The 20,467-nt window shown below is 72.0% G+C and carries 22 protein-coding genes; 13 read left to right on the plus strand and 9 right to left on the minus strand.

The window, feature by feature from the left end:
- Positions 1-99 precede the first annotated feature (99 nt).
- Positions 100-576: a Dps family protein gene (locus tag MMF93_RS23835; protein ID WP_242754670.1), complete on the plus strand. Its 477-nt coding sequence runs from the start codon at positions 100-102 to the stop codon at positions 574-576.
- A gap of 421 nt (positions 577-997) precedes the next feature.
- Here MMF93_RS23835 and MMF93_RS33410 read toward each other — a convergent pair whose 3' ends face one another.
- The 6 genes from MMF93_RS33410 to MMF93_RS23865 form a co-directional block, all read right to left on the minus strand.
- Positions 998-1,534 (minus strand): class I SAM-dependent methyltransferase, encoded by a 537-nt coding sequence (locus tag MMF93_RS33410; RefSeq protein WP_274709498.1) that lies wholly within the window; start codon positions 1,532-1,534, stop codon positions 998-1,000.
- A gap of 112 nt (positions 1,535-1,646) precedes the next feature.
- Positions 1,647-2,042, minus strand: coding sequence for a glycine-rich domain-containing protein (locus MMF93_RS23850; protein ID WP_242754671.1), 396 nt, complete (start codon positions 2,040-2,042; stop codon positions 1,647-1,649).
- A 99-nt stretch (positions 2,043-2,141) separates the two neighbouring features.
- Entirely contained in the window at positions 2,142-2,267 is a 126-nt protein-coding gene (locus MMF93_RS33415; RefSeq protein ID WP_274709499.1) for a hypothetical protein, read from the minus strand.
- Between the two features lie 132 nt (positions 2,268-2,399).
- Positions 2,400-2,570: a hypothetical protein gene (locus tag MMF93_RS23855; protein ID WP_242754672.1), complete on the minus strand. Its 171-nt coding sequence runs from the start codon at positions 2,568-2,570 to the stop codon at positions 2,400-2,402.
- Positions 2,567-2,728 (minus strand): hypothetical protein, encoded by a 162-nt coding sequence (locus tag MMF93_RS23860; protein ID WP_242754673.1) that lies wholly within the window; start codon positions 2,726-2,728, stop codon positions 2,567-2,569. The genes MMF93_RS23855 and MMF93_RS23860 overlap by 4 nt, the downstream gene beginning before the upstream one ends.
- 135 nt (positions 2,729-2,863) lie before the next feature.
- Complete coding sequence (locus tag MMF93_RS23865; protein ID WP_242754674.1) at positions 2,864-3,130, minus strand: hypothetical protein; 267 nt, start codon at positions 3,128-3,130, stop codon at positions 2,864-2,866.
- A gap of 97 nt (positions 3,131-3,227) precedes the next feature.
- Between MMF93_RS23865 and MMF93_RS23870 the strand changes: the two genes are divergently transcribed.
- The 5 genes from MMF93_RS23870 (at position 3,228) to MMF93_RS23890 (ending at position 7,478) form a co-directional block, all read left to right on the plus strand.
- Positions 3,228-4,415: a helix-turn-helix domain-containing protein gene (locus MMF93_RS23870; RefSeq protein ID WP_242754675.1), complete on the plus strand. Its 1,188-nt coding sequence runs from the start codon at positions 3,228-3,230 to the stop codon at positions 4,413-4,415.
- Positions 4,412-4,942 (plus strand): flavoprotein, encoded by a 531-nt coding sequence (locus tag MMF93_RS23875; RefSeq protein ID WP_242754676.1) that lies wholly within the window; start codon positions 4,412-4,414, stop codon positions 4,940-4,942. The genes MMF93_RS23870 and MMF93_RS23875 overlap by 4 nt, the downstream gene beginning before the upstream one ends.
- 11 nt (positions 4,943-4,953) lie before the next feature.
- Positions 4,954-5,115: a hypothetical protein gene (locus tag MMF93_RS23880; RefSeq protein WP_242757896.1), complete on the plus strand. Its 162-nt coding sequence runs from the start codon at positions 4,954-4,956 to the stop codon at positions 5,113-5,115.
- A gap of 474 nt (positions 5,116-5,589) precedes the next feature.
- Positions 5,590-6,123 carry an NUDIX domain-containing protein gene (locus tag MMF93_RS23885; RefSeq protein WP_242754678.1) on the plus strand — a complete coding sequence of 178 codons (534 nt, stop codon included), beginning with the start codon at positions 5,590-5,592 and terminating at the stop codon, positions 6,121-6,123.
- 167 nt (positions 6,124-6,290) lie between these two features.
- A complete protein-coding gene (locus MMF93_RS23890) occupies positions 6,291-7,478 on the plus strand; it encodes a cysteine desulfurase family protein (protein ID WP_242754680.1) in 1,188 nt (395 codons plus the stop codon).
- Positions 7,479-7,543: 65 nt separating this feature from the next.
- Here the strand turns inward: MMF93_RS23890 and MMF93_RS23895 are convergent, their stop codons facing one another.
- Positions 7,544-8,305 (minus strand): N-acetylmuramoyl-L-alanine amidase, encoded by a 762-nt coding sequence (locus MMF93_RS23895; RefSeq protein WP_423835633.1) that lies wholly within the window; start codon positions 8,303-8,305, stop codon positions 7,544-7,546.
- 232 nt (positions 8,306-8,537) lie between these two features.
- Here MMF93_RS23895 and mnmA point away from each other — a divergent pair, with 232 nt between their 5' ends.
- Entirely contained in the window at positions 8,538-9,680 is a 1,143-nt protein-coding gene (gene mnmA, locus MMF93_RS23900; RefSeq protein WP_242754682.1) for a tRNA 2-thiouridine(34) synthase MnmA, read from the plus strand.
- 111 nt (positions 9,681-9,791) lie between these two features.
- On the opposite strand, the gene MMF93_RS23905 is transcribed toward mnmA, so the two are convergent.
- Positions 9,792-10,316 carry an LOG family protein gene (locus MMF93_RS23905; protein WP_242757734.1) on the minus strand — a complete coding sequence of 175 codons (525 nt, stop codon included), beginning with the start codon at positions 10,314-10,316 and terminating at the stop codon, positions 9,792-9,794.
- 119 nt (positions 10,317-10,435) lie between these two features.
- Positions 10,436-12,163 carry a glycine/sarcosine N-methyltransferase gene (locus MMF93_RS23910; RefSeq protein WP_479685627.1) on the minus strand — a complete coding sequence of 576 codons (1,728 nt, stop codon included), beginning with the start codon at positions 12,161-12,163 and terminating at the stop codon, positions 10,436-10,438.
- A 314-nt stretch (positions 12,164-12,477) separates the two neighbouring features.
- On the opposite strand from MMF93_RS23910, the gene mreB reads away from it, so the two are divergent.
- From mreB to gatC, 6 genes are all read left to right on the plus strand, one after another.
- A complete protein-coding gene (mreB, locus tag MMF93_RS23915) occupies positions 12,478-13,518 on the plus strand; it encodes a rod shape-determining protein (RefSeq protein ID WP_242754684.1) in 1,041 nt (346 codons plus the stop codon).
- A 64-nt stretch (positions 13,519-13,582) separates the two neighbouring features.
- Positions 13,583-14,272 (plus strand): SDR family oxidoreductase, encoded by a 690-nt coding sequence (locus MMF93_RS23920; protein ID WP_242754686.1) that lies wholly within the window; start codon positions 13,583-13,585, stop codon positions 14,270-14,272.
- 4 nt (positions 14,273-14,276) lie between these two features.
- Positions 14,277-15,323, plus strand: coding sequence for a methionine synthase (locus tag MMF93_RS23925; protein ID WP_242754688.1), 1,047 nt, complete (start codon positions 14,277-14,279; stop codon positions 15,321-15,323).
- 14 nt (positions 15,324-15,337) lie between these two features.
- A complete protein-coding gene (gene ligA / locus MMF93_RS23930; protein WP_242754690.1) occupies positions 15,338-17,545 on the plus strand; it encodes an NAD-dependent DNA ligase LigA in 2,208 nt (735 codons plus the stop codon).
- Positions 17,546-17,838: 293 nt separating this feature from the next.
- Complete coding sequence (locus tag MMF93_RS23935; protein WP_242754691.1) at positions 17,839-20,025, plus strand: putative bifunctional diguanylate cyclase/phosphodiesterase; 2,187 nt, start codon at positions 17,839-17,841, stop codon at positions 20,023-20,025.
- 142 nt (positions 20,026-20,167) lie between these two features.
- Entirely contained in the window at positions 20,168-20,467 is a 300-nt protein-coding gene (gene gatC, locus MMF93_RS23940) for an Asp-tRNA(Asn)/Glu-tRNA(Gln) amidotransferase subunit GatC (RefSeq protein ID WP_242754692.1), read from the plus strand.

The raw sequence follows: 20,467 nt of genomic DNA on the forward strand, positions 1-20,467 counted from the left end.
CGGTTACCGGCGCCCCCTCCGGCCGCGAGTGCTTCGTGCGCACCGCGCGAGTGCTTACGGTGTGCGGAAACGCCACTCTCCGAGAGAAAGCGACGCAAAGTGACCTACACAGTCAAGAGCACGCTTCCGGAGCAGGACCTCAAGACCGTCGCCGAGGCCCTGCGCGGCACGCTGCTGGACCTCATCGACCTCTCCCTCGTCGCCAAACAGATCCACTGGAACGTGGTCGGCCCCCGCTTCCGCTCCATTCACCTCCAGCTCGACGAGGTCGTCGACACCGCCCGCCAGTACTCCGACACCGTCGCCGAGCGCGCCTCGGCGCTCGGCATCAGCCCCGACGGCCGCTCCGCCACCGTCGCCCAGGGCAGCGCCCTCGCCACCGTCCCCGAGGGCTGGCTCCCCGACAACGACGCGGTCCGCACCATGGTCGACGCCCTCGGCACCGTCATCGCCAAGTCCCGCGCACGCATGAAGGCCGTCGGCGAGGCCGACCCGGTCACCGAGGACGTCTTCATCTCCCTGACCGGTGACCTGGAAAAGGAACACTGGATGTTCCAGGCGGAGAACCGCGCCTGAGGCACTGGAGGGCTGAGGGCGGCTCCCTTTCCGCAGCGCGGGAAGGGAGCCTGCGAGCAACTTCTCCGCGCTCGGTGCCGAGCCGGCCGCACCGTCGGGTACCCGCGCAGGGAACGCGGCCTGGCCCGGGAGGGCGCCGGCTGAGCTCACCGGGCTCTCGGCGGTAAACGCTCCGCCGCCCCGAACCGGGTACCCGTTCGGCGCGGCTCGACTGCTCGGCGCTCCTCGCTGCCGCGCGCGACGTGCCGCTCGCCGACGTCGTGCAGGACACGTGGCCTCCGCGCGGGTGCTCTCAGCCCCGGGCGGTGATGAGGAGGGTTCCGACACGGCGGGCACCGGGCGGTGGCGGAATCGTCGCCGTCTCGACGTGGCTGAAGCCGGCTCGCGCGAGCATGGCCCGCCACGTGTTCGGGTCGTAGTCTCAGCGGCGTACGACGTGCGGGTCCTGGTCGGGGCCGCGATCGATGTAGGAGGCCTGGCAGCCGTAGCAGCCCTCGACGGGAGGACGCTGGGAGAATCCGAGCACGCCGCCGGGGCGTAGCCGTCGGCGGATCAGCGGCAGCAGCACCGCCGGGTCGGTGAACCAGACAGCGCCGAAGACGCTGAAGACCGAGCCGAACTCGGCGTCGGTGTCGGTGAGGTACCGGACAGCGTCCTCCTGGTGCAGCCGGAGGTTCGGCAGGTGCCCCCACCGGCCTCGGGCGGCTGCCAGCTGCACGCGTGAGATGTCGATGCCTTCGACGTGGTAGCCGAGGGTGGCGAGGTGCGCGGCGTTGCCCCCCTCTCCGCACCCGAGGTCGAGCACGCGGTCCCCGCCGGTTGGCAGTTGCAGCACCTCCACGCCGGGGCCGTGGTCGGCGTGCTGGGTCCAGTTGAACCAGGTGGTGTCACCGTGGGCGTTGACCTCACGGCGTGCGGGCCTGGTGCGGCCGTAGGTGTCCCACGCGGCAGCGTGCATGGATCTCCTCCGAGGGCCGGCCGCCCGCGGGGAGCGGGCGGCCGGCGGGATGGTTACTTGGTCGGGCTGTTACTGCAGCCGGCGTGGCACTGTGAACACTTGGCCCCGGAGGTCAGCCACAGCAGCGGGTCCGGCGTGTAGCCGGCCGCCGCGATCGCGGCCGGGTGCGTTCCAGCGTTCCGTCCTCGACGCGAGCGACGGTGCCGGGCAGCTCGGGCACGTGGTGCACGAACCGGCCCAGACGCTCGCACAGCCCGGCGTACACCCGGGTGTGAACGATCAGCGCGTGCCAGCCCTCGTCCACGTGCTTGGACGGGCGCAGCGTGGGGCTGCCGGGCCGGGCACAGGCCGCGACGAACGCCAGTGCTTCGGCCGCCACCTTCGTGGCCACGTCCCCACTCATGCCCGGGTTGTCGGCCAGCACCGTGGCGGTGACGGCCTCGAACTGACTGTCGCTGAGGAGGTGCCGTGCGCCGGTCTGCTGTCCGGCGTCGTGCTGTACTGACATGTGCCTCTCCTGTCTCGATGGGTCGGGGTGGCCTCGCTCCCGATGGCCGGCGCGCGTTGGTTGCGATCCCGGTGTGCGGTGGTCACCTGGGGCGGGGTCTCACATGAGGCCGTGGTTGTTCCGGCTGTGACACCGCCCTGCGGTGGTGCCGCAGGGGGCGCAGTCGTCGCCGGGGTGGCCCTCCTGCGGCTGCTCGGGCTCCTGGCCGTCGTTCTCGTCGCTCACGTTCCTCACCTCCCCTCGACCTCCTCTCGCGGGTGGTCGGGTGAGGACCCGCCCCGGCCGGGCTGTGGTGCCACGGGGTCGGCACTCGTCGGTGGCGTGACCGACGGCCTCGCCGGGACGGGAGCCGGACGGTCAGTGGGGGCTGTTGTCGACGCACCTCAGCCGTCGTTCGTGTGCTTGCTTCTCCTGCCGGTGCTTGAGCAGCACGCCGTTCAGCACGCGCGCGTTCTGCGTCTCGTCCCGGTTCTCGGCGAGGCGGATCATGTCGGTGAGCTGCTGGCAGTACCGGCAGGGAACGGTCATGCCGACTTCTCCGTGCGGGGGCAGCAGCGGGCGCGGATCACGAGGGTGCCGTCCTCGTTCTCGCCGGCGGTCAGCCGGATCGGCTTCCCGCACCTGCGGCAGGTGCCGTAGAAGCCCTTGCGGCCGCGGCTGAACGCGGAGGTGAGGTCACGAGGCACGACGCGGCGCCTTCCGGCAGCGCGGGCACTCACACGGCGGGAAGCCGCCCGCGGCGGGCGGGCCGGTGTCGCGGTGGGTGCGGCGCCGTGTCCAGGTGCGGCCGCCGTCACGGGAGACGCGGAGCGTCATGACGCTCACGCCCGCACCCCCGCCCGGTGCGGCACCGCCACGTCGTAGGCGGCCCGCTGCGCGGCTGAGGCCTCGCTCAAGTCGTCTACGTGGGCGGTCCACTCGGTGCCGCGCGGGGTGACGAGACGGACGTGCTCCTCGTCGAGGACGGTTTGGACTCGGCCGACCCACGGAGGCTCAGGTGGTGTCGTCTGTCTGGTGGCCTCATCCACCTGGTACGCGCCCCGAGCGAGGCCGGCGTGATGCGGCGTTGACACCTCATTGGATCTCACCGTGACTCCTTCGCTACGTTCCGTATGTACGCGCAACGTAGAACGGGGTACAACAGCAGCGAGCACGCAAAGTGCGTGCGTTGGCGGGGAGCTCTCCATGGAGACTGGCATTGGCCGTCGCATCGCCTACTGGCGCGACCGGCGCGGGCTGACGCAAGGGGATTTCGGTCGCCTCATGGGACAGTCCCGCCGCTGGGTGCAAGACCTGGAAGGCGGGCACCGGCAGACAGACCCTCGGCTGTCCGTCTTGGAAAGGGCTGCCGAAGTCCTTCGCATCCCCCTGGAACGTCTCGTGAGCGACCCCACGCCGGAAACTCCAGCGCGCCCTCTACCCGCCGAGGTAGCCGCGCTCGCCGACTCCCTGCACACGCCGTCCCGCTCCGGCAGGATCATCCCGGTGGAAGACCTCAAGCGGCGCGTCATGTTCTGCTGTCAGGCATGGGCCTCCTGTCACTACACGGCCGCTGCTCGGGATCTACCCCCTGTACTCGCTGACGCTCACCGAACCGCTGTGGCCAGTGCGGAAGCGGCCGTGCTTCTGTCCCGCGCATACCAACTGGCGGCGAGCCTGCTCTACAAGTACGGAGTGCTTGCCAGGACGCCCGCCGTGCTCGCTGCGGAGCGAGCGCTGACTGCCGCTGAGGCCTCGGGGGATCCCGTGTCCATCGGCGCCGCTGCACGGCGCGTCGCACGCGGCCTGATACACCAGCAGCGACACACTGCCGCAGCCGACTACGCGGCCACCACGGCGGCCACTCTGCGCAACGACTTGGAGCAAGCGGGGCCAGCGGGGCTGTCCACGCTGGGCATGCTGTACCTGGTGGCCGCTGTCGGCGCGACCGGGGATGGGCGCTCCTCGCAGGCGGTTGCTACGGCGGCCGAACGCCTTGACGAGGCTGGCGAGGTAGCAGACCAGCAGGGTGAGGACGGCAGAGACTTCACCAGCTTCGGCCCGACCAACGTCGCGCTTCACGAGGTGGATGTCCTGCTGCGGCTCGATGACGCATGGGCTGCGGTCGAGGCTGCACAGAGGATCGATCCCGCGGCCGTGGCAGGGTTGGGGCGGGAACGACAGGCCCGGCATCTCGTCACGACTGCACGCGCATCGGCCTTGACGCGCCGCAGAGAAGACGCTATTCGCGACCTGTTGGAAGCCGAACGGCTCGCGCCTCAAGAGGTCGCGCGCCCCTCCGTGGTTCGCCTGGTGGGTCAGCTCCTAGAGCTTGTGCCGAGGCCTGGCCCCGAGTTGCGTGGTCTCGCCCAACGATGTGGACTCCCCGCATGACACAGCCCGTGCTCTACCTGATCGCGTGTGCGGCCGGTCCCGCCCAGCACGTCGGCGAAGGTGTCCGCGCTGCGCAAGCTGCCGGGTGGGACACCTGTCTGATCCTCTCCCCGACGGCTGCGAGATGGTGGGGGCAGCGCACGGCCGAGTTGGAGGAGTTGACCGGGCACCCGGTGCGGCATCGGTACACCCTGCCCGGCGAGTCAGGGGGGTTGCCGAAAGCCGATGCGATGCTCGTTGCTCCGCTCACGACGACGAGTGCGTGTAAGTGGGCGGCAGGGATCACCGACACTGTGGCGCTGGGCATTCCGGCGGAAGCCGTACACATGGGCGTGCCCGTCGCCGCGGCACCGTTCTGGAGTACGGCGCTGGGAGCGCAGCCGGCAGTGATCCGGGCCGTAGAGGTGCTGCGAGAGCAAGGTGTGCATGTGGTCTTCACCCCGGGTGAGCCGCACCCGCCGAAGCAGGGCAAGGGCGCGGCCTACTCGTGGGAGAGCGCGCTCGAAGCCCTGGTCAGCGGACGCTGATCGTGTCTGACATGCGTATGGTTCTGATCTGCCGCGCGCAGATGCGGCTGGTCGCCGTGTGGGACGGGCGGCCGCCTTCCCGCGAGGGCGGGGGCACCGCCGACGCCGTGGAACAGGCCCGGGCCGCGGGCGTGGACGTGGTGCGGCCCGAGGGGGCAGGTCGGAACGGCTGAGGCACCAGCAGGTGTGCGCAGCGTGGGGGCGGCTACGCCGGTGGGCGGCGGTCGGGGCGGATGAGGGGGGTGTCGGCGTGGTGTGCGCCCTCGCAGGGGGTGGGGGCCTGGCACGCGAAGCCGCGGTCTCGGCAGTGCCGGCAGCCGTGGGGCGCGGCCACGCTCTCGCCCGCGCCGTGGTCGGATACGTAGACGGCGCCTCCGTGTACGGTCCCGGTCCCTCCGCAGCCACGGCACAGCTGGTGCGGGCCCGAGCAGCTCATCGGCCGTTGCCGCCGTACGGACCGGACCGCCGTTGGTCGTCACTCACCGTGGACACCTCCCCTCAGAGCGTAGAGCCGGTACGGGGCTCGAGGACCCGGTTCGGCACGACACGTGCGCGGCGACGGCGGCCCGCCTGCGTTCCGTTGGCGTCGCGGGCCGTGTGGGTGGAGGATCGGGCCCTTGGCATCCACCGCTGAGGGGAGACCGGGGATGAGGCAGTTGGCCGCCCGCGCTTGGCATCGTCTGCGGGGGTCGTGGCAGTGGCGTCTGCTGTGGCTCGCGCACGCGAAGTTCATGGTCGGGGTGACCGGCGTGGTGCGGGACGAGGAGGGACGGGTGCTGTTGCTGCGGCACCGGCTGTGGTCGCGGGAGAGGCCCTGGGGGCTGCCGACCGGGTGCGCGGCCAGGGGTGAGGAGTTCACGCAGACCGTGGTGCGCGAAGTGCGCGAGGAGACCGGTCTGGAGGTGCGTACCGGGGCGCTCGTGCGGCTGAGGAGCGGCTACCGGCTCCGTGTCGAGGTGGCGTACGAGGCCGTGTACGTCGGAGGGTCCATCCGGATCGATCCGATGGAGATCCTCGAGGCGCGGTGGTTCTCGCCCGACGCCCTGCCGGACGGGCTCCAGGAGTCGCACCGCGAACTGATCACGCCGACCGCGACGGCGACCGCGACGACGACCGCGACAGCGACCGCGACCGCGACCGCGACCGCGACGGCGACCGCGCGCACGGTTGCCGACAGCTGAACCCCGTACAGCCCGCGATGTCCGACCGGTCCGCAACCCGCAACCCGCAACCCGCTGCGGGCCTGCCGGACCCGCGCGCCTACGCGGCCGGGCCCCCGCAGCCCGGCCGCGCTCCGCTTCCACGCGCCGGTCGTGCGCCCCGCGGCGGCCCGTAGAATCGGATCACCATGGCTGACACCGTCCACCCCGCCTATCTCGACCACGCCGCCACCACTCCCATGTGGCCGGAAGCGGCGCGGACGATGACCGAGCAGCTCACGGTCGTCGGTAACGCGTCCTCTCTGCACGGAGCCGGGCGGCGGGCGCGGCGCACGGTGGAGGAGTCACGGGAGTCCCTGGCCGCGTCCCTCGGTGCCAGGCCCAGTGAGGTGGTCTTCACCGCGGGTGGCACGGAGGCGGACAACCTCGCTGTGAAGGGGCTCTACTGGGCGCGTCGAGGAGAAGACGCCCGGCGTACCCGGGTGCTGGCCAGTCCCGCCGAGCACCACGCGGTGCTCGACGCCGTCGAGTGGCTGGCCGAGCACGAGGGGGCCCGTCTGGAGTGGCTGCCGGTCGACTCGTACGGGAGGGTGCGTCCGCAGGCGCTGCGCGAGGCCATCGAGCGGGACCCTTTCGATGTCGCGCTGGCCACCGTGATGTGGGCGAACAACGAGATCGGCACCGTCACGGACGTACGGGCGCTCGCCGACGTCGCGGCGGAGTTCGAGGTGCCGTTGCACTCCGACGCCGTGCAGGCGTTCGGTCAGCTGGACGTCTCCTTCGCCGCTTCCGGGCTGGCCGCGATGGCGGTCACCGGGCACAAGATCGGCGGCCCCTACGGGGTGGGCGCGCTGCTGCTGCGCCGCGCGTACGCGCCGGTGCCGTTGCTGCACGGCGGAGGCCAGGAGAGGCAGGTGCGCTCCGGCACTCTCGACACCCCGGCCGTCGCCGCGTTCGCGACGGCCGCCCGCCTGTCCTCCGAGCGGCGGGAGGCGTTCGTCGCCGAGGTGGGCGCGCTGCGGGACGCGTTGGTGGCGGGCGTGCGGGACGCCGTTCCCGACGCGGTGCTCAACGGCGACCCCGATCCGGCGGGGCGGCTGCCCGCCAACGCCCACTTCTCCTTCCCCGGGTGCGAGGGCGACTCGCTGCTGCTGCTCCTCGACGCGCAGGGGATCGAGTGCTCGACGGGTTCCGCCTGTACGGCGGGTGTGGCGCAGCCCAGCCACGTGCTGCTGGCCGCCGGTACGGACCCGGAGGCGGCTCGGGGCACCCTGCGCTTCTCGCTGGGGCACACCTCGACCAAGGCGGACGTGGAAGCGCTGGCCGAGGCGATCGGACCGGTCGTCGCGCGGGCCCGGAGCGCCGGCCTGAGCTGAACGCGGACAGGGGGCGGGGGCCGGACAGGGGGCCTCGGACAGGGGGCAGCGGACGGCGCGTGCCGTCACCGCTTTCTGAGGGTGCTCTCCACCTTCATCTGGGCCCGGACCATCCGCATGTACTTGTCCCAGTCCCAGTGCCGGCCCGGGTCCGTGTGGTCGGCTCCCGGCACCTCGTTGTGGCCGATGACGTGCTCGCGGTCGGCGGGGAACTTGTAGCGGGTGCAGATGCCCGCCGTCAGCTTGGCGGAGGAGCGGTACATCTCGTCCGTGAAGTCCTGCGGCTTGTCGATCCAGCCCTCGTGCTCGATCCCGATGCTGCGCTCGTTGTACTCCCTGTTCGCCGCGTGGAAGGCCACGTCCAGTTCGCGGATCATCTGTATGATCTGCCCGTCCTGGCAGACGATGTAGTGCGCCGCGGCCCGGTGCTCCGGGTTCCTGAAGACCTTCACGGCAGCCGCCGCGCTGCCCTGGGTGACGTGGACGATCACCCGGTCGATCCCGTAGTCGGCGGGCCGGTCCCCGCGCCGCAGGTTCGCGTCGGCGGCGGCCACCCACCGGGCGCGGGAGTCGTCGACCTGGCCCTCCATCCGGGGCGTGCTGTTTCCCGGCATCCGCCACCACCAGCGCTTGAGCTCCTGCTGGGTGGCCACGCCCAGCACGCCGAGGCCGACGGTGGCGGTACCGGCGATCAGGAACCTGCGCCGTGCCAGGCCCCGCGGCCGCTGCCCGCCGGGGCCCCGTCCGCCCTGCGGACCGCTGTCCGCGCCGCCGCCCGCACCGCTGCTCACCGAGTCCTCCGCCCCGTCGCCCGTCCTGCCGTCCACCGGCCTGCCCGCCCCGTCGTGCACCCCGTCGCCCGTACTGCCGTCCACCGGCCCGCCCGTTCCCTTGTCCACCCCGTCGTTCGCCCCGGCGTCCGAGCCGCCGCCCGCGGGGGCGCTCCCGGCGTCGGGCCCCTGCCCGGATCCGGGTTCTCGTCCGTCGTCAGCCGCCTGTCCCATGTGTTCACCAACGCGTTCGGGCCACCGGGTGGTTCCGTCTACCCTGGAGGGCGCTATGACTATTGCATCCTCGCGGGGGACAGCCTCCGCGCGTCCGCTGCGTGTGCTGGCCGCGATGTCCGGTGGTGTCGACTCCGCTGTCGCGGCGGCCCGCGCCGCCGAGGCCGGACATGAGGTCACGGGCGTGCATCTGGCTCTGTCCGCCAACCCTAAGTCGTTCCGCACCGGCGCGCGCGGCTGCTGCACCGTCGAGGACTCCCACGACGCGCGCCGCGCCGCCGACGTCATCGGCATCCCCTTCTACGTGTGGGACCTGGCCGAGCGCTTCCGCGAGGACGTGGTCGAGGACTTCGTCGCGGAGTACGAGGCGGGCCGTACGCCCAACCCCTGCCTGCGCTGCAACGAGAAGATCAAGTTCGCCGCGCTACTGGACAAGGCGCTCGCACTGGGGTTCGACGCGGTGTGTACGGGTCACTACGCCACCGTGGTGACGCACGAGGACGGGCGCCGGGAACTGCACCGTGCGAGTGACGCGGCCAAGGACCAGAGCTACGTGCTCGGGGTGCTCGACGAGCGGCAGCTCGCCCACGCCATGTTCCCCCTGGGCGACACCCTCACCACCAAGGACGAGATCCGCGCCGAGGCCGAGCGGCGCGGCCTGGCCGTCGCCAAGAAGCCGGACAGCCACGACATCTGCTTCATCGCCGACGGCGACACCCAGGGCTTCCTCGCCTCCCGGCTCGGCACGGCCGAGGGCGACATCGTCGACGAGTCCGGAGCCAAGCTGGGCACACACGAGGGCGCGTACGGCTTCACGATCGGCCAGCGCAAGGGGTTGCGCCTGGGCCACCCGGCCCCGGACGGCAAGCCGCGGTACGTGCTGGACATCTCTCCGGTCGACAACGCGGTCACGGTCGGCCCCGCCGCCTCGCTCGACATCGCCGAGCTGACCGCGGTGCGCCCCCGCTGGTGCGGCGAGCCGCCGGCCGACGGGCCCAGGGCCTACACCGCGCAGCTGCGCGCGCACGGTGCCGAGACGCCCGTCGAGGCGGAGTTCGTGGACGGCGAGCTGCGGGTCCGCTTCTCCTCGCCCGAGCGGGGGGTGGCCCCGGGCCAGGCGATCGTGCTGTACGACGGCACCCGCGTGGTCGGCTCCGCCACGATCGAGCGCACCGAGCGGGCGGTCCCGGCGGTCTGAATCCGGCGCGCCCGGGTACCGGAGCTCCGCTCCGAGGTGCCGAGGGGCCCCGCTCTCAGGCCGCGGGGGCCCCGCTTACGCCCCCTGGACCGCTCAGGCCCCCTGGACCGCTCACGCCCCGAGGAGCTGGAGCGCCTGGAGGCCGTCGTCGGCGAAGGTGACCAGGTCGCTCAGCGGGATCGGGAGGAAGCCCTCGGCCTCCATGCGGGCCATCTGCTGCCGCAGGCCGTCGTAGAAGCCGGCGGTGTTCAAGAAGACGACCGGCTTGGTGTGCATGCCGTGCTTGCGCAGCTCCAGGATCTCCGTGGCCTCGTCGAGCGTGCCGGTGCCGCCCACCATGACGACGACGGCGTCGGCGCGGTCCAGCATGAGGGCCTTGCGCGCGGCGAGGTCCTCGGTGACGACCATCTCGTCGGCGCCGGGGCGCGCCACGTCGCGCAGGAACTCCACCGAGATGCCGATGAGCCGGCCGCCGGCCTCCTGGACGCCGTCGGCCACGACCTTCATCAGGCCGGAGTCCGAGCCGCCCCACACGAGGCTGTGGCCGCGCTTGCCGATCAGCGAGGCGAACTCGCGGGCCGCGTCGGTGTAGACGCTGTCCAGCTCGGCGGCCGAGCAGAAGACGCAGATGTTCATGGGGGAGGGCACGGCGGCCGAGGGCGCGGAGGAGGTCATGGCCTCCAGCCTAGAACCGCTGTCCGAGCCGCGGTACCGCGGCTCGGACAGCGCGCCGTGTCTCAGCTCTCCGGGGCGGCTCAGCCCTCGGAGAGGGTGAAGCGGAAGATGCCCCAGGTCAGGCGGCGCCCCTCACCGCCGTCGACCCAGTGGGTGAGGCCCTTCTTCATCTGCGTGAGGTAGTCGGAGCTGACCTTCGCTCCGAGCCCCTCGGCCTCCTGCCGCTCGGTCTCCTCCAGCACGCGCCCGTAGTGGGTGACGAGCTGCGCGCGCAGGTCCTCGAACCCGCCGGGGGAGTCCTCGTGGTCGCTCGGCACGAAGCCGAGCCGGATCAGCTCGCGGGTGTAGAAGCCGGGCGAGCCCATGTCATCGAGGTGGATGCGGTCCAGGATGGGCTGGAGGGCGCTCAGGTCGGTGCCGTCTGCGGCCATCGGGTCGGTGAAGACGAGCCGCCCGCCGGGCCTGAGCACCCGCCGTATCTCCTCCAGTACGCGCAGGCGGTTCCCGCTGTGCAGGAACGCGTCCTGGGACCAGACCACGTCCACGCTGGAGTCGGGGAACGGCACGCTCTCGAAGGACCCGTCGACGACCTCGATGCGGCCTGTGAGACCGCGTTTGGCGTTCAGTTGCCGGTGGCGTTCGTTCTCGACCTCGCTGAGGTTGAGGGCCTGCACCGAGCAGCCGAAGGTCTCGGCGAGGTAGCGGGCCGAACCGCCGAAGCCGGAGCCGAGGTCGAGCACGCGGGATCCCTCGGTCAGGCCCAGGCCCGACGCCATCCGCTCGACGGTGCGGCGGCTGGCGTCCGCGATGGGCTCCGCGGGGTGCGCGTACACGCCGACGTGAATGTCCTCACCGCCCCACACGGAGGAATAGAAAGCGTCCGCGTCGGGGGAGTTGTAATAACTCCGCGCCGTACTCACGGCGCCCCCGTAAGAACCTTCCCCCTGGTCCTCCATTCGGTATTCCTTCTCCGCCACGTGCACGAAGAAGTCGGGCTGTTCCTCCCTGTAGGTGTGCTGGAAGTCGCCGTACGTCTCGATGCGTTGGAACCCGACGTCCGACATGAGGCGCCGCGTGTAGTCCTTGCGGAGCGGGAACATGTTGAGGTGGTACACGGATTTGTCGGGGAACCTGTACCGCATGCGGCACAGGCCCTCGTCCATGTACTCGGGTTCCACCGCGACGTCTTCGCCGCAGTAGTAGTACGTGTGCTTGCTGGAATAGCCGCGGTCCAGGATCGCGTCATAGTTGCGCTGGTCCAGGATGAGGATTCCGTCGTGCTTCAGCATCGCGTAGAACTCGGCCAGCGCCTTGCGCCGGTCCCGCTCCGAGAAGAGGTGCGTGAAGGAGTTCCCGAGGCACACGATGGCGTCGTACTCACCGTGAACGTCCCGGTTGAGCCAACGCCAGTCGGCCTGGACGACCCGCAGGATGTGGTCGCCGTTCTTCATTCCGTTCTCGAACGCCATCGCGAGCATATCGGCACTGCCGTCGGCGCTCACGGCCTCGAATCCGGCCTCCAGCAGCCGGACAGAATGGAATCCGGTGCCCGTTGCGACGTCCAGAACGCTTTTGACCCCGCGCTTGCGCAGAAGGTCGATGAAGAAATTTCCCTCGCTCTCCGCTCGCTTCTCCCAGTCGATGAGCGAATCCCACTTCTCGACGAAGCTGGGCACGTATTCCTCTGTGTAGTGTCCGGTTTCCCGAACCTCTACGGGGTTGTCTCCGAATTCCTGAGCCGGTCGCGCGGAAATGACGAAACCTCCAGTAGAAGAGACGGTGGCCCAAGGCGCGGTCGCCGAGGACACACCAGTACTTGGGCTCGGTGAACCGCGCGTGGTCTCCGGTGCATAGCTATCCACCGGCCGGGGATCTATGCCACCAACTCGAAGGAACACCCGTGTGATTAGCCAGAAAACGCGCTCCGACCAGCGTCTTTCCGATTCCAGATTTCTGCACGGGGCAGGGGCCCCACCCGCCCCAGCAAACAGGACACTTGGGTATGCTGCGGCTGTCAGCACCACAATGTGGCGACTACGCGTACTACGCGGCACGATCCCGTACGACACCGCACAGACACGGCGTGACGCGTACAACACCGCACCCGACATGGCGAGTACACATGGCTAAGCGCACCCAGTCAGCTCCCTCCGCAGGCTCTTCGGGGTTTCGCGGCCGCGACATCGGCATAGACCTCGGCACGGCCAACACCCTGGTTTTCGAGCGCGGTCGCGGCGTCGTCCTGGACGAGCCGTCCGTGGTGGCGATCGACACGCACACCGGAAAGGTGCTGGCCGTCGGCGCCCAGGCGCGGCAGGCGGTCGGCCGCACCCCCGGCTCGATCACCGCGACCCGCCCCCTCAAGGGCGGGGTGATCACCGACTTCGAGGCCACCGAGGGGATGCTGCGGCACTTCATCCGCGCCGCCCGCGACTCGCAGGGCCGTGGCGGGCGCGGCAGGTCGCCGCGGGTGGTGGTGTGCGTGCCCAGCGGCGTCACCGGAGTCGAGCGGCGCGCCGTGCTGCAGACCGCCAGCCGGGCCGGCGCCCGCTCGGTGCGGCTGATCGAGGAGCCCATAGCGGCGGCGATCGGCGCCGGGCTGCCCGTGCACGAGGCGCGCGGTTCGATGGTCGTCGACATCGGCGGCGGCAGCACGGAGATCGCCATCATCTCGCTGGGCGGGATGGTCGTCTCCCGCTCGGCGCGGGTGGCGGGCGACGCGCTGGACGCGGCCATCGCCTCCTATGTCGAGCGGGAGTTCGCGATCGCCGTCGGCGAGCGCACCGCCGAGGAGATCAAGATGTCGTACGGCAGTGCCGACTTCGTGCCCGTACGCGGCCGCGACAAGGGCACCGGCATGCCCAAGGTCATCCACTTGGCGCCCGAGGAGATCGCCGCGGCCGTCGAACGTCCCGTCCGCTCCATCGTGGAGGCCGTGCAGGCGGCGTTCGAGGAGTGCCCGCCTGAGCTGTACGGCGACATCATGGAACGCGGCGTCGTCCTGACCGGCGGCGGGGCGCTGCTGCACGGGTTCGACCAGCGGCTGGCGGCGGAGACGGGCATGCCGGTGACCGTGGCGGACGAGCCGCTCGGCTGCGTCGCCCTGGGGACGGGCAGGTGCCTGGAGGAGTACGACAAACTGGAGTCGATCTTCGCGGCGTGACCCGCGCCGGGCCGCGCCGCCTCCCGCGCCCGGCGGCCCGCCCCCGGTGCGGGATCATGGGGGCATGGCAACACATGTGATCACAGGGGCCGGGTCCGGTATCGGCGCCGCGGTGGCGCGCGCACTGCTGGAGCGCGGCGACACCCTCTATCTGCTGGCCCGCGACGCGGGGCGCGCCAAGGAGCTCGCCCGGGAGTTCGAGGGCGCGCACACGCTGGTGGGCGACCTGGCAGAACCCGAGCGGCTCTCCTGGGCGTTCGAGCACCAGACGCTCCCCGAGGACGTCGACTCGCTGCTGCACGTCGCCGGCGTCGTCGAACTCGGCGCCATCGGCGACTTCGGCCCCAAGCTGTGGAACGCCACGCTGGCCGCCAACCTGGTCGCGCCGGCCGAGCTGACCCGGCTGCTGCTGCCGCAGCTGCGCAGCGCACGCGGCCACGTCGTCTTCGTCAACTCCGGCGCGGGCCTGCGGGCCAACCCCGAGTGGGGCGCGTACGCCGCGAGCAAGCACGGCCTCAAGGCGCTCGCCGACGCGCTGCGCGGCGAGGAGGCCGGCAACGGGGTGCGGGTCACCTCCGTCCACCCGGGGCGCACGGCCACCCCGATGCAGGAGAAGGTGCACCGCCAGGAGGGCAAGAGCTACGACCCCTCCCGGTGGATCCCGGCCGAGGCGGTGGCCACCACGATCCTGACGGCCCTGGACCTGCCGCGCGGCGCCGAGCTCACCGACCTGAGCGTCAAGCCCGGTGGCTGACGCGATGAACGACACGCAGCCGACAACCGTCTGGGGCCCCGCGGCGGCGACCGGTATCGGGTCCATGCCCGGCACCGACGCGCGGGAGGCGGCCAAAACCGTCACCGGCTCCCTCGAGGCGCCGGGGCACCTGCCCCATCTCCCGGAGCTGCCCGCGCGCGGCCCGGGGGCCGACATGCTGGGCCGCACCACGGGCCTGCTGGCCGAGATGTACGTACACCTCGAACCCAGCGGCTGGCGGATCAGCGACCGGCCGGGGCGTGACACCCGCCGCGCCCGCGCCTGGCTGGGCGAGGACCTGGACGCGATCGAGGAGTTCACCCAGGGGCTGGGGGAGGCCGGGCGGCCGCGCGCCCTCAAGGTCTCCGTCGTCGGCCCCTGGACACTGGCGGCGGGCGTCGAGCGGCGCAACGGGGAGGCGATGCTGGGTGATGCCGGCGCGGTCCGCGACCTGGCGGGCTCGCTGGCCGAGGGGCTGGCGGGGCACCTGGCCGACGTGCGGCGCCGGGTGCCGGGCGCCGTCCCGGTGCTCCAGCTCGACGAGCCCTCCCTCACCGCCGTACTGACCGGCCAGGTGCGCACGGCCAGCGGCTACCGCACCCATCCCGCGGTGGACAGGGCGGTGGTCGAGTCCACCCTCCGCGAGCTGCTCGCGGTGCACGACGGGCCGACGGTCGTGCACTCGTGCGCCGCCGGGGTGCCGGTGGGACTGCTGCGCCGGGCCGGCGCCGACGGCATCTCGCTCGACTTCTCGCTCCTTACCGAGCGTGACGACGAGGTGATCGGGGAGGCCGTCGAGGACGGCGTGACCCTGTTCGCGGGTGTCGTACCCGCCACCGAGGGCGACGGGCGGGCATTGTCAGACCCTGCCGGTAGCGTCGGGGGTGTCAGGTCGCTGTGGCGCAGGCTCGGGCTGTCCCCGGGTCTGCTCGCCGAGTCCGTCGTGGTCACCCCCACGTGCGGGCTCGCGGGAGCCTCACCGGCGTACGCCCGCCAGGCGCTCGCCCACTGCGCCCGGGCGGCACGAGCACTCGCTGACAACCCTCAGTGACGGGAGGACCAACGGTGGCTGGCGAAGAGGACGTGACGGCCCCCGCCGAAGCGCGGGAGAAGCACAAGAGCCTCGCGGAGCAGATCGAGGAGCACCGCTTCCGGTACTACGTCAAGGACGCTCCTGTCGTCAGCGACGCCGAGTTCGACCGGCTGCTGCGCGCGCTGGAGGCCGTGGAGGAGGAGTATCCCTCCCTGCGCACCCCCGACTCCCCGACGCAGAAGGTCTCGGGGCACTACGAGACGGAGTTCACGGAGGTCGCCCACCGCGAGCGCATGCTCTCGCTGGACAACGCCTTCGACGACGAGGAGCTGGGCGAGTGGGCCGACCGCGTGGCCCGCGAGCTGGAGGGCGTGGCGTACCACTTCCTGTGCGAGCTCAAGATCGACGGCCTCGCGGTCAACCTCACCTACGAGCACGGCAGGCTGACGCGCGCCGCCACCCGGGGCGACGGCCGCACCGGTGAGGACATCACGCCCAACATCCGCACCATCGCGGACATCCCCGAGCGGCTGAGCGGCGAGCGGGTGCCCGAGCTGGTCGAGGTGCGGGGCGAGGTCTTCTTCCCGATGGAGCGGTTCGAGGAGCTGAACGCGCGGCTGGTCGAGGCGGGCGAGAAGCCGTTCGCCAACCCGCGCAACGCGGCGGCCGGCTCGCTGCGCCAGAAGGACCCGCGGGTGACGGCGACGCGTCCGCTGCACATGGTGGTGCACGGCATCGGCGCCCTGGAGGGCTTCGCCAAGGAGGACTTCACCCGCCTGTCGGCCGCCTACGACCTGCTGCGCGCGTGGGGCCTGCCCACCTCGACGCACGCGAAGGTGGTGGATGGCCTGGCCGGTGTGCGCGAGTTCATCTCCTACTACGGCGAGCACCGCCACTCGGTGGAGCACGAGATCGACGGCGTCGTCGTCAAGCTGGACGAGATCCGCCTCCAGGGCCGCCTGGGCGCCACCTCGCGCGCCCCGCGCTGGGCCATCGCCTGGAAGTACGCGCCGGAGGAGGTCAACACCGAGCTGGTGGACATCCGCGTCGGCGTGGGCCGCACCGGGCGGGTGACGCCGTACGCGGTGGTCGAGCCGGTCACCGTCGCGGGATCCGAGGTCGAGTTCGCCACCCTGCACAACCAGGACGTCGTCAAGGCCAAGGGTGTCCTGATCGGCGACACGGTGGTGCTGCGCAAGGCGGGCGACGTGATCCCCGAGATCCTCGGCCCGGTCGCCGATCTGCGTGACGGGAGCGAGCGGGAGTTCGTGATGCCCGCCGTGTGCCCCGAGTGCGGCTCGGCGCTCCAGCCCATGAAGGAGGGCGACGTCGATCTGCGCTGCCCCAACGCCCGCTCCTGCCCGGCCCAGTTGCGGGAGCGGCTGTTCTACCTGGCGGGCCGCAAGTGCCTGGACATCGAGCACTTCGGCTATGTCGTCGCCAGCGCGCTGACCCAGCCGCTGGAGCCCAAGCAGCCGCCCCTGCGGGACGAGGGCGGGCTGTTCGACCTGACGGTGGAGGATCTGCTGCCCATCGTCGCCTACGTCGTCGACCAGGACACCGGCATCCCCAAGCGCGACCCGGAGACGGGCGAGGACAAGACGGTCACCCTCTTCGCCAACAAGCAGGGCGAGCCGCGCAAGAACACCCTGGCGATGCTGGAGAACATCAAGGCCGCCAAGGACCGCCCGCTCGCCCGGATCATCACCGGGCTGTCCATCCGCCACGTCGGGCCCGTCGCCGCCGAGGCGCTGGCCCGCGAGTTCCGCTCCCTGGAGCGGATCGCCGAGGCCGACGAGGAGGAGCTGGCCGCCACCGAGGGGGTCGGGCCGACGATCGCCGCCTCGCTCAAGGCCTGGTTCGCCGAGGACTGGCACCGCGAGATCGTCGAGCGGTGGCGTGCTGCCGGAGTGCGGATGGAGGAGGCCTCCGGCGGTGAGGAGGGGCCGCGCCCGCTGGCGGGTCTGACGGTCGTCGTCACCGGCACCCTCGCCTCCCACACCAGGGACGGCGCCAAGGAGGCCCTCCAGAAGCAGGGCGCCAAGGTGACGGGCTCGGTCTCGAAGAAGACCGATTTCGTGGTGGCCGGCGAGAACCCTGGCTCGAAATATGACAAGGCCGTCCAGGCGAAGGTGCCGATTCTGGACGATGACGGCTTCGCCGTGCTGTTGGAGCAGGGGCCCGACGCCGCGCGTGAGGCGGCCGTGGCCCCCGGGGAGGGAGAGGAAGCGGGCGACTGACGCGAGGCCGGTCACCAGGGGCGAGTCCGGGGTGATCCGCGAGCGTGCCAGGCGAGTTCGCCACTCGCGCACGGGCCACATTCAGCCACCTGTGCCCCGCCCCTTTCGTGCCCGGGGCACAGGCCCCGGGCCCACAGGCGCCGTACCACGCCCGGAAGTTGTGCGCACAGGATGCGAACGCATTGAGGCAACAGCGGCCGATCGCTGCCCCTCTTCCCAGGCAGCGGCCTACTGTTGACGTAGACGCCTGTCGTGGCGAGGGGCAGGCGTGGACGGCTGCGAGAGGGACCAGGATGCTGGATTTCTCCGGGGGCTCCGGGCCCCCGTTCTCCCGCCTGCCCTCGGACGGCACGCGGGGCGGGGCGGGACACGACGCCGGGGCGGGCCCCGGCGGTGCGCAGGCCGGCGGTGCGTGCAGCGAGGAGACCCGGCTGCTGCGGCTGCTCGCCGCCCGCCCGCCGGCGCTGCCCGCGCTGGTCGTCGCCGCCGCGGCGCTGGCGCTGATCGGCGGTGTCGCCCGCCTCCTGTGGGAAGGCCACGCGCTCTTCCCCGGCGGCACCGCCGGATGGTCGTTCGCGGTCCTCACCGGATGTGTGGTCGCCCACCTGGTCACCATGAGCCGCGACCGCTGGTGGGGCGGCACCGGGTCGGGGCCCGCGCTGACGCTGGCGATCCTGCTGCTGCACGGCTGGGTGCCGGCGCTGCTGGTCAGTCTCGCCGTCGTCGCGCTCGTCGGCGCCGCACGCCGGCACAAATGGCGGCAGGCCCTCGTGCACGGCGCCATCGACCTCCTCGGCATCGGTGTCGCCAGCCTGGCGCTCGCCGTGTGCGGGGTGCGCCCCTCGGTCGAGCGGCCGTGGGGGCCGGACGCGTGGAGCCTGGCCGCGGTCGCGGAGGTACCGCTCGCCGCCGCCCTCTACCTCGTGTTCACCCGCGGGCTGCAGTGGTTCTGCTTCGCCCCGCGCACCCGCGGTCTGCCCTCCACGCTGCGCACCGCGCTGATCCGCCAGAGCCTGGTGGGCGTCGCCCTGCTGGGCATAGCGCCGCTCATCGCCGTCGTGGCCTACCACAAGCCGCTCACACTGCCGCTGTTCGCGGTGCCGTTGATCGCGCTCGACTCCACGCTGCGGATCGCCCGCGCCCGCGCCGAGGAGCAGCTGCGCGACCCGCTCACCGGGCTGCCCAACCGGCTGTGGCTGCTGGAGCGCGCCTGGGCGGCGCTGGACGAAGCCGAGCGCACCGCGTCGCGCTCCGCGCTCGTCCTCATCGACCTCGACCGCTTCCGGTCCGTCAACGACACCCTCGGCCACCTCGCGGGCGACCGGCTGCTGCTGCAGATCGCCGAGCGGCTGCGTGCGGCGCTGCCGCGCGGCGCCGAGGCCGCCCGCCTGGGCGGTGACGAGTTCGCCGTGCTGCTGCCCGTCGCCGACTCCACGACCAGCGCGCAGCGCGTCGCCCGCGGCCTGGTCTCCGCGCTCGGCTCCCCGCTGGATCTGGACGGGCTGACGCTGGTGCTGGAGGCCAGCGCGGGCGTCGCCGTCTACCCCGACCACGCCACCGAGGCCGAAGGCCTGCTGCGCCGCGCCGACGTGGCCATGTACGAGGCCAAGCGCGACCGCACCGCCGTCGAGGTCTACGAGGCCACCCGCGACGGCAACACGCCCGACCGCCTGGGACTCCTCGCCGACCTGCGCAGGGCGCTGGACGCCGGCGAGGTCGAGCTCCACTACCAGCCCAAGGTCGGGTTCGACGGCACCGTCTCAGGTCTGGAGGCGCTGGTGCGGTGGGTCCACCCCGAGCGGGGCCGCGTCCCCCCGGACGAGTTCATCGCCATCGCCGAGACGTCCGGGCTGATGCCGCGACTGACCGAGTACGTGCTGGAGACCGCGCTCGCCCAGGTCGCGCTCTGGCGCGCCGGCGGGCTGACGGTGCCCGTCGCCGTCAACGTCTCGCCGCGCGACGTCCACTCGCCCGGCTTCGCCGGGGCCGTCGCCGCGCGGCTCGCCCGGCACGGTGTGCCGCCGGGGGCGCTCCAGTTGGAGATCACCGAGCACGTCCTCCTGGAGGACCCGCAGCAGGCCGCCGACACCCTGGCGGGGCTGACCGGGCACGGGGTGAAGATGTCGCTCGACGACTTCGGGACCGGGTACTCCTCGCTGGTGCACCTGCGGCGGCTGCCGGTCAGCGAACTCAAGATCGACCGTTCTTTCGTGGCGCGGCTCGCCGTCGACACCGAGGACGCCGAGATCGTGCGCTGCACCGTCGACCTCGCGCACTCGCTCGGTCTCCTCGTCGTCGCCGAGGGGGTGGAGGACGACGAGACGTGGGAGCGGCTGCGCGACCTGGGATGCGATGCCGTCCAGGGGTGGCTGGTGGCCGCGGCGATGCCTCCGGGGGAGACCACCGCGTGGCTGCGGGCGCGCGAGGTCTCGGTGAACCGCGCCCTTCCCGCTGCCCCGCCCCCCGCCCACACTCCGTGAGCAAGCCCAGGTCACGGGGGTCGGTCCACCGGGAACGGGCGCGGTGGACCGGGGGAGCGGCCAGGGAGGGAAACGGCAGGGGCGCGGGCCCCATAGGATTGGGGCGGACAATCCGCAACTCACCCATCAAGAGGACCGCCGCATGCCTGGCATCACACGCGAGGAGGTCGCCCACCTCGCGAAGCTGGCGCGTCTGGAGCTGAAGGACGAAGAGCTCGCTCACTTCGCCGGTCAGCTCGACGACATCATCGGCGCGGTAGCCGCCGTCTCTGAAGTCGCCGACGACGCTGCCGTACCGCCGACCTCCCACCCGCTCCCGCTGACGAACGTCATGCGGCAGGACGAGGTCCGTCCGTCGCTGACCCCGCAGCAGGCGCTCTCCGGAGCGCCGGCGCAGGAGCAGCAGCGATTCAAGGTGCCGCAGATCCTGGGGGAGGAGTGA

The organism is Streptomyces tubbatahanensis, assembly GCF_022699385.1.
In the GTDB taxonomy this organism is placed as follows: domain Bacteria; phylum Actinomycetota; class Actinomycetes; order Streptomycetales; family Streptomycetaceae; genus Streptomyces; species Streptomyces diacarni.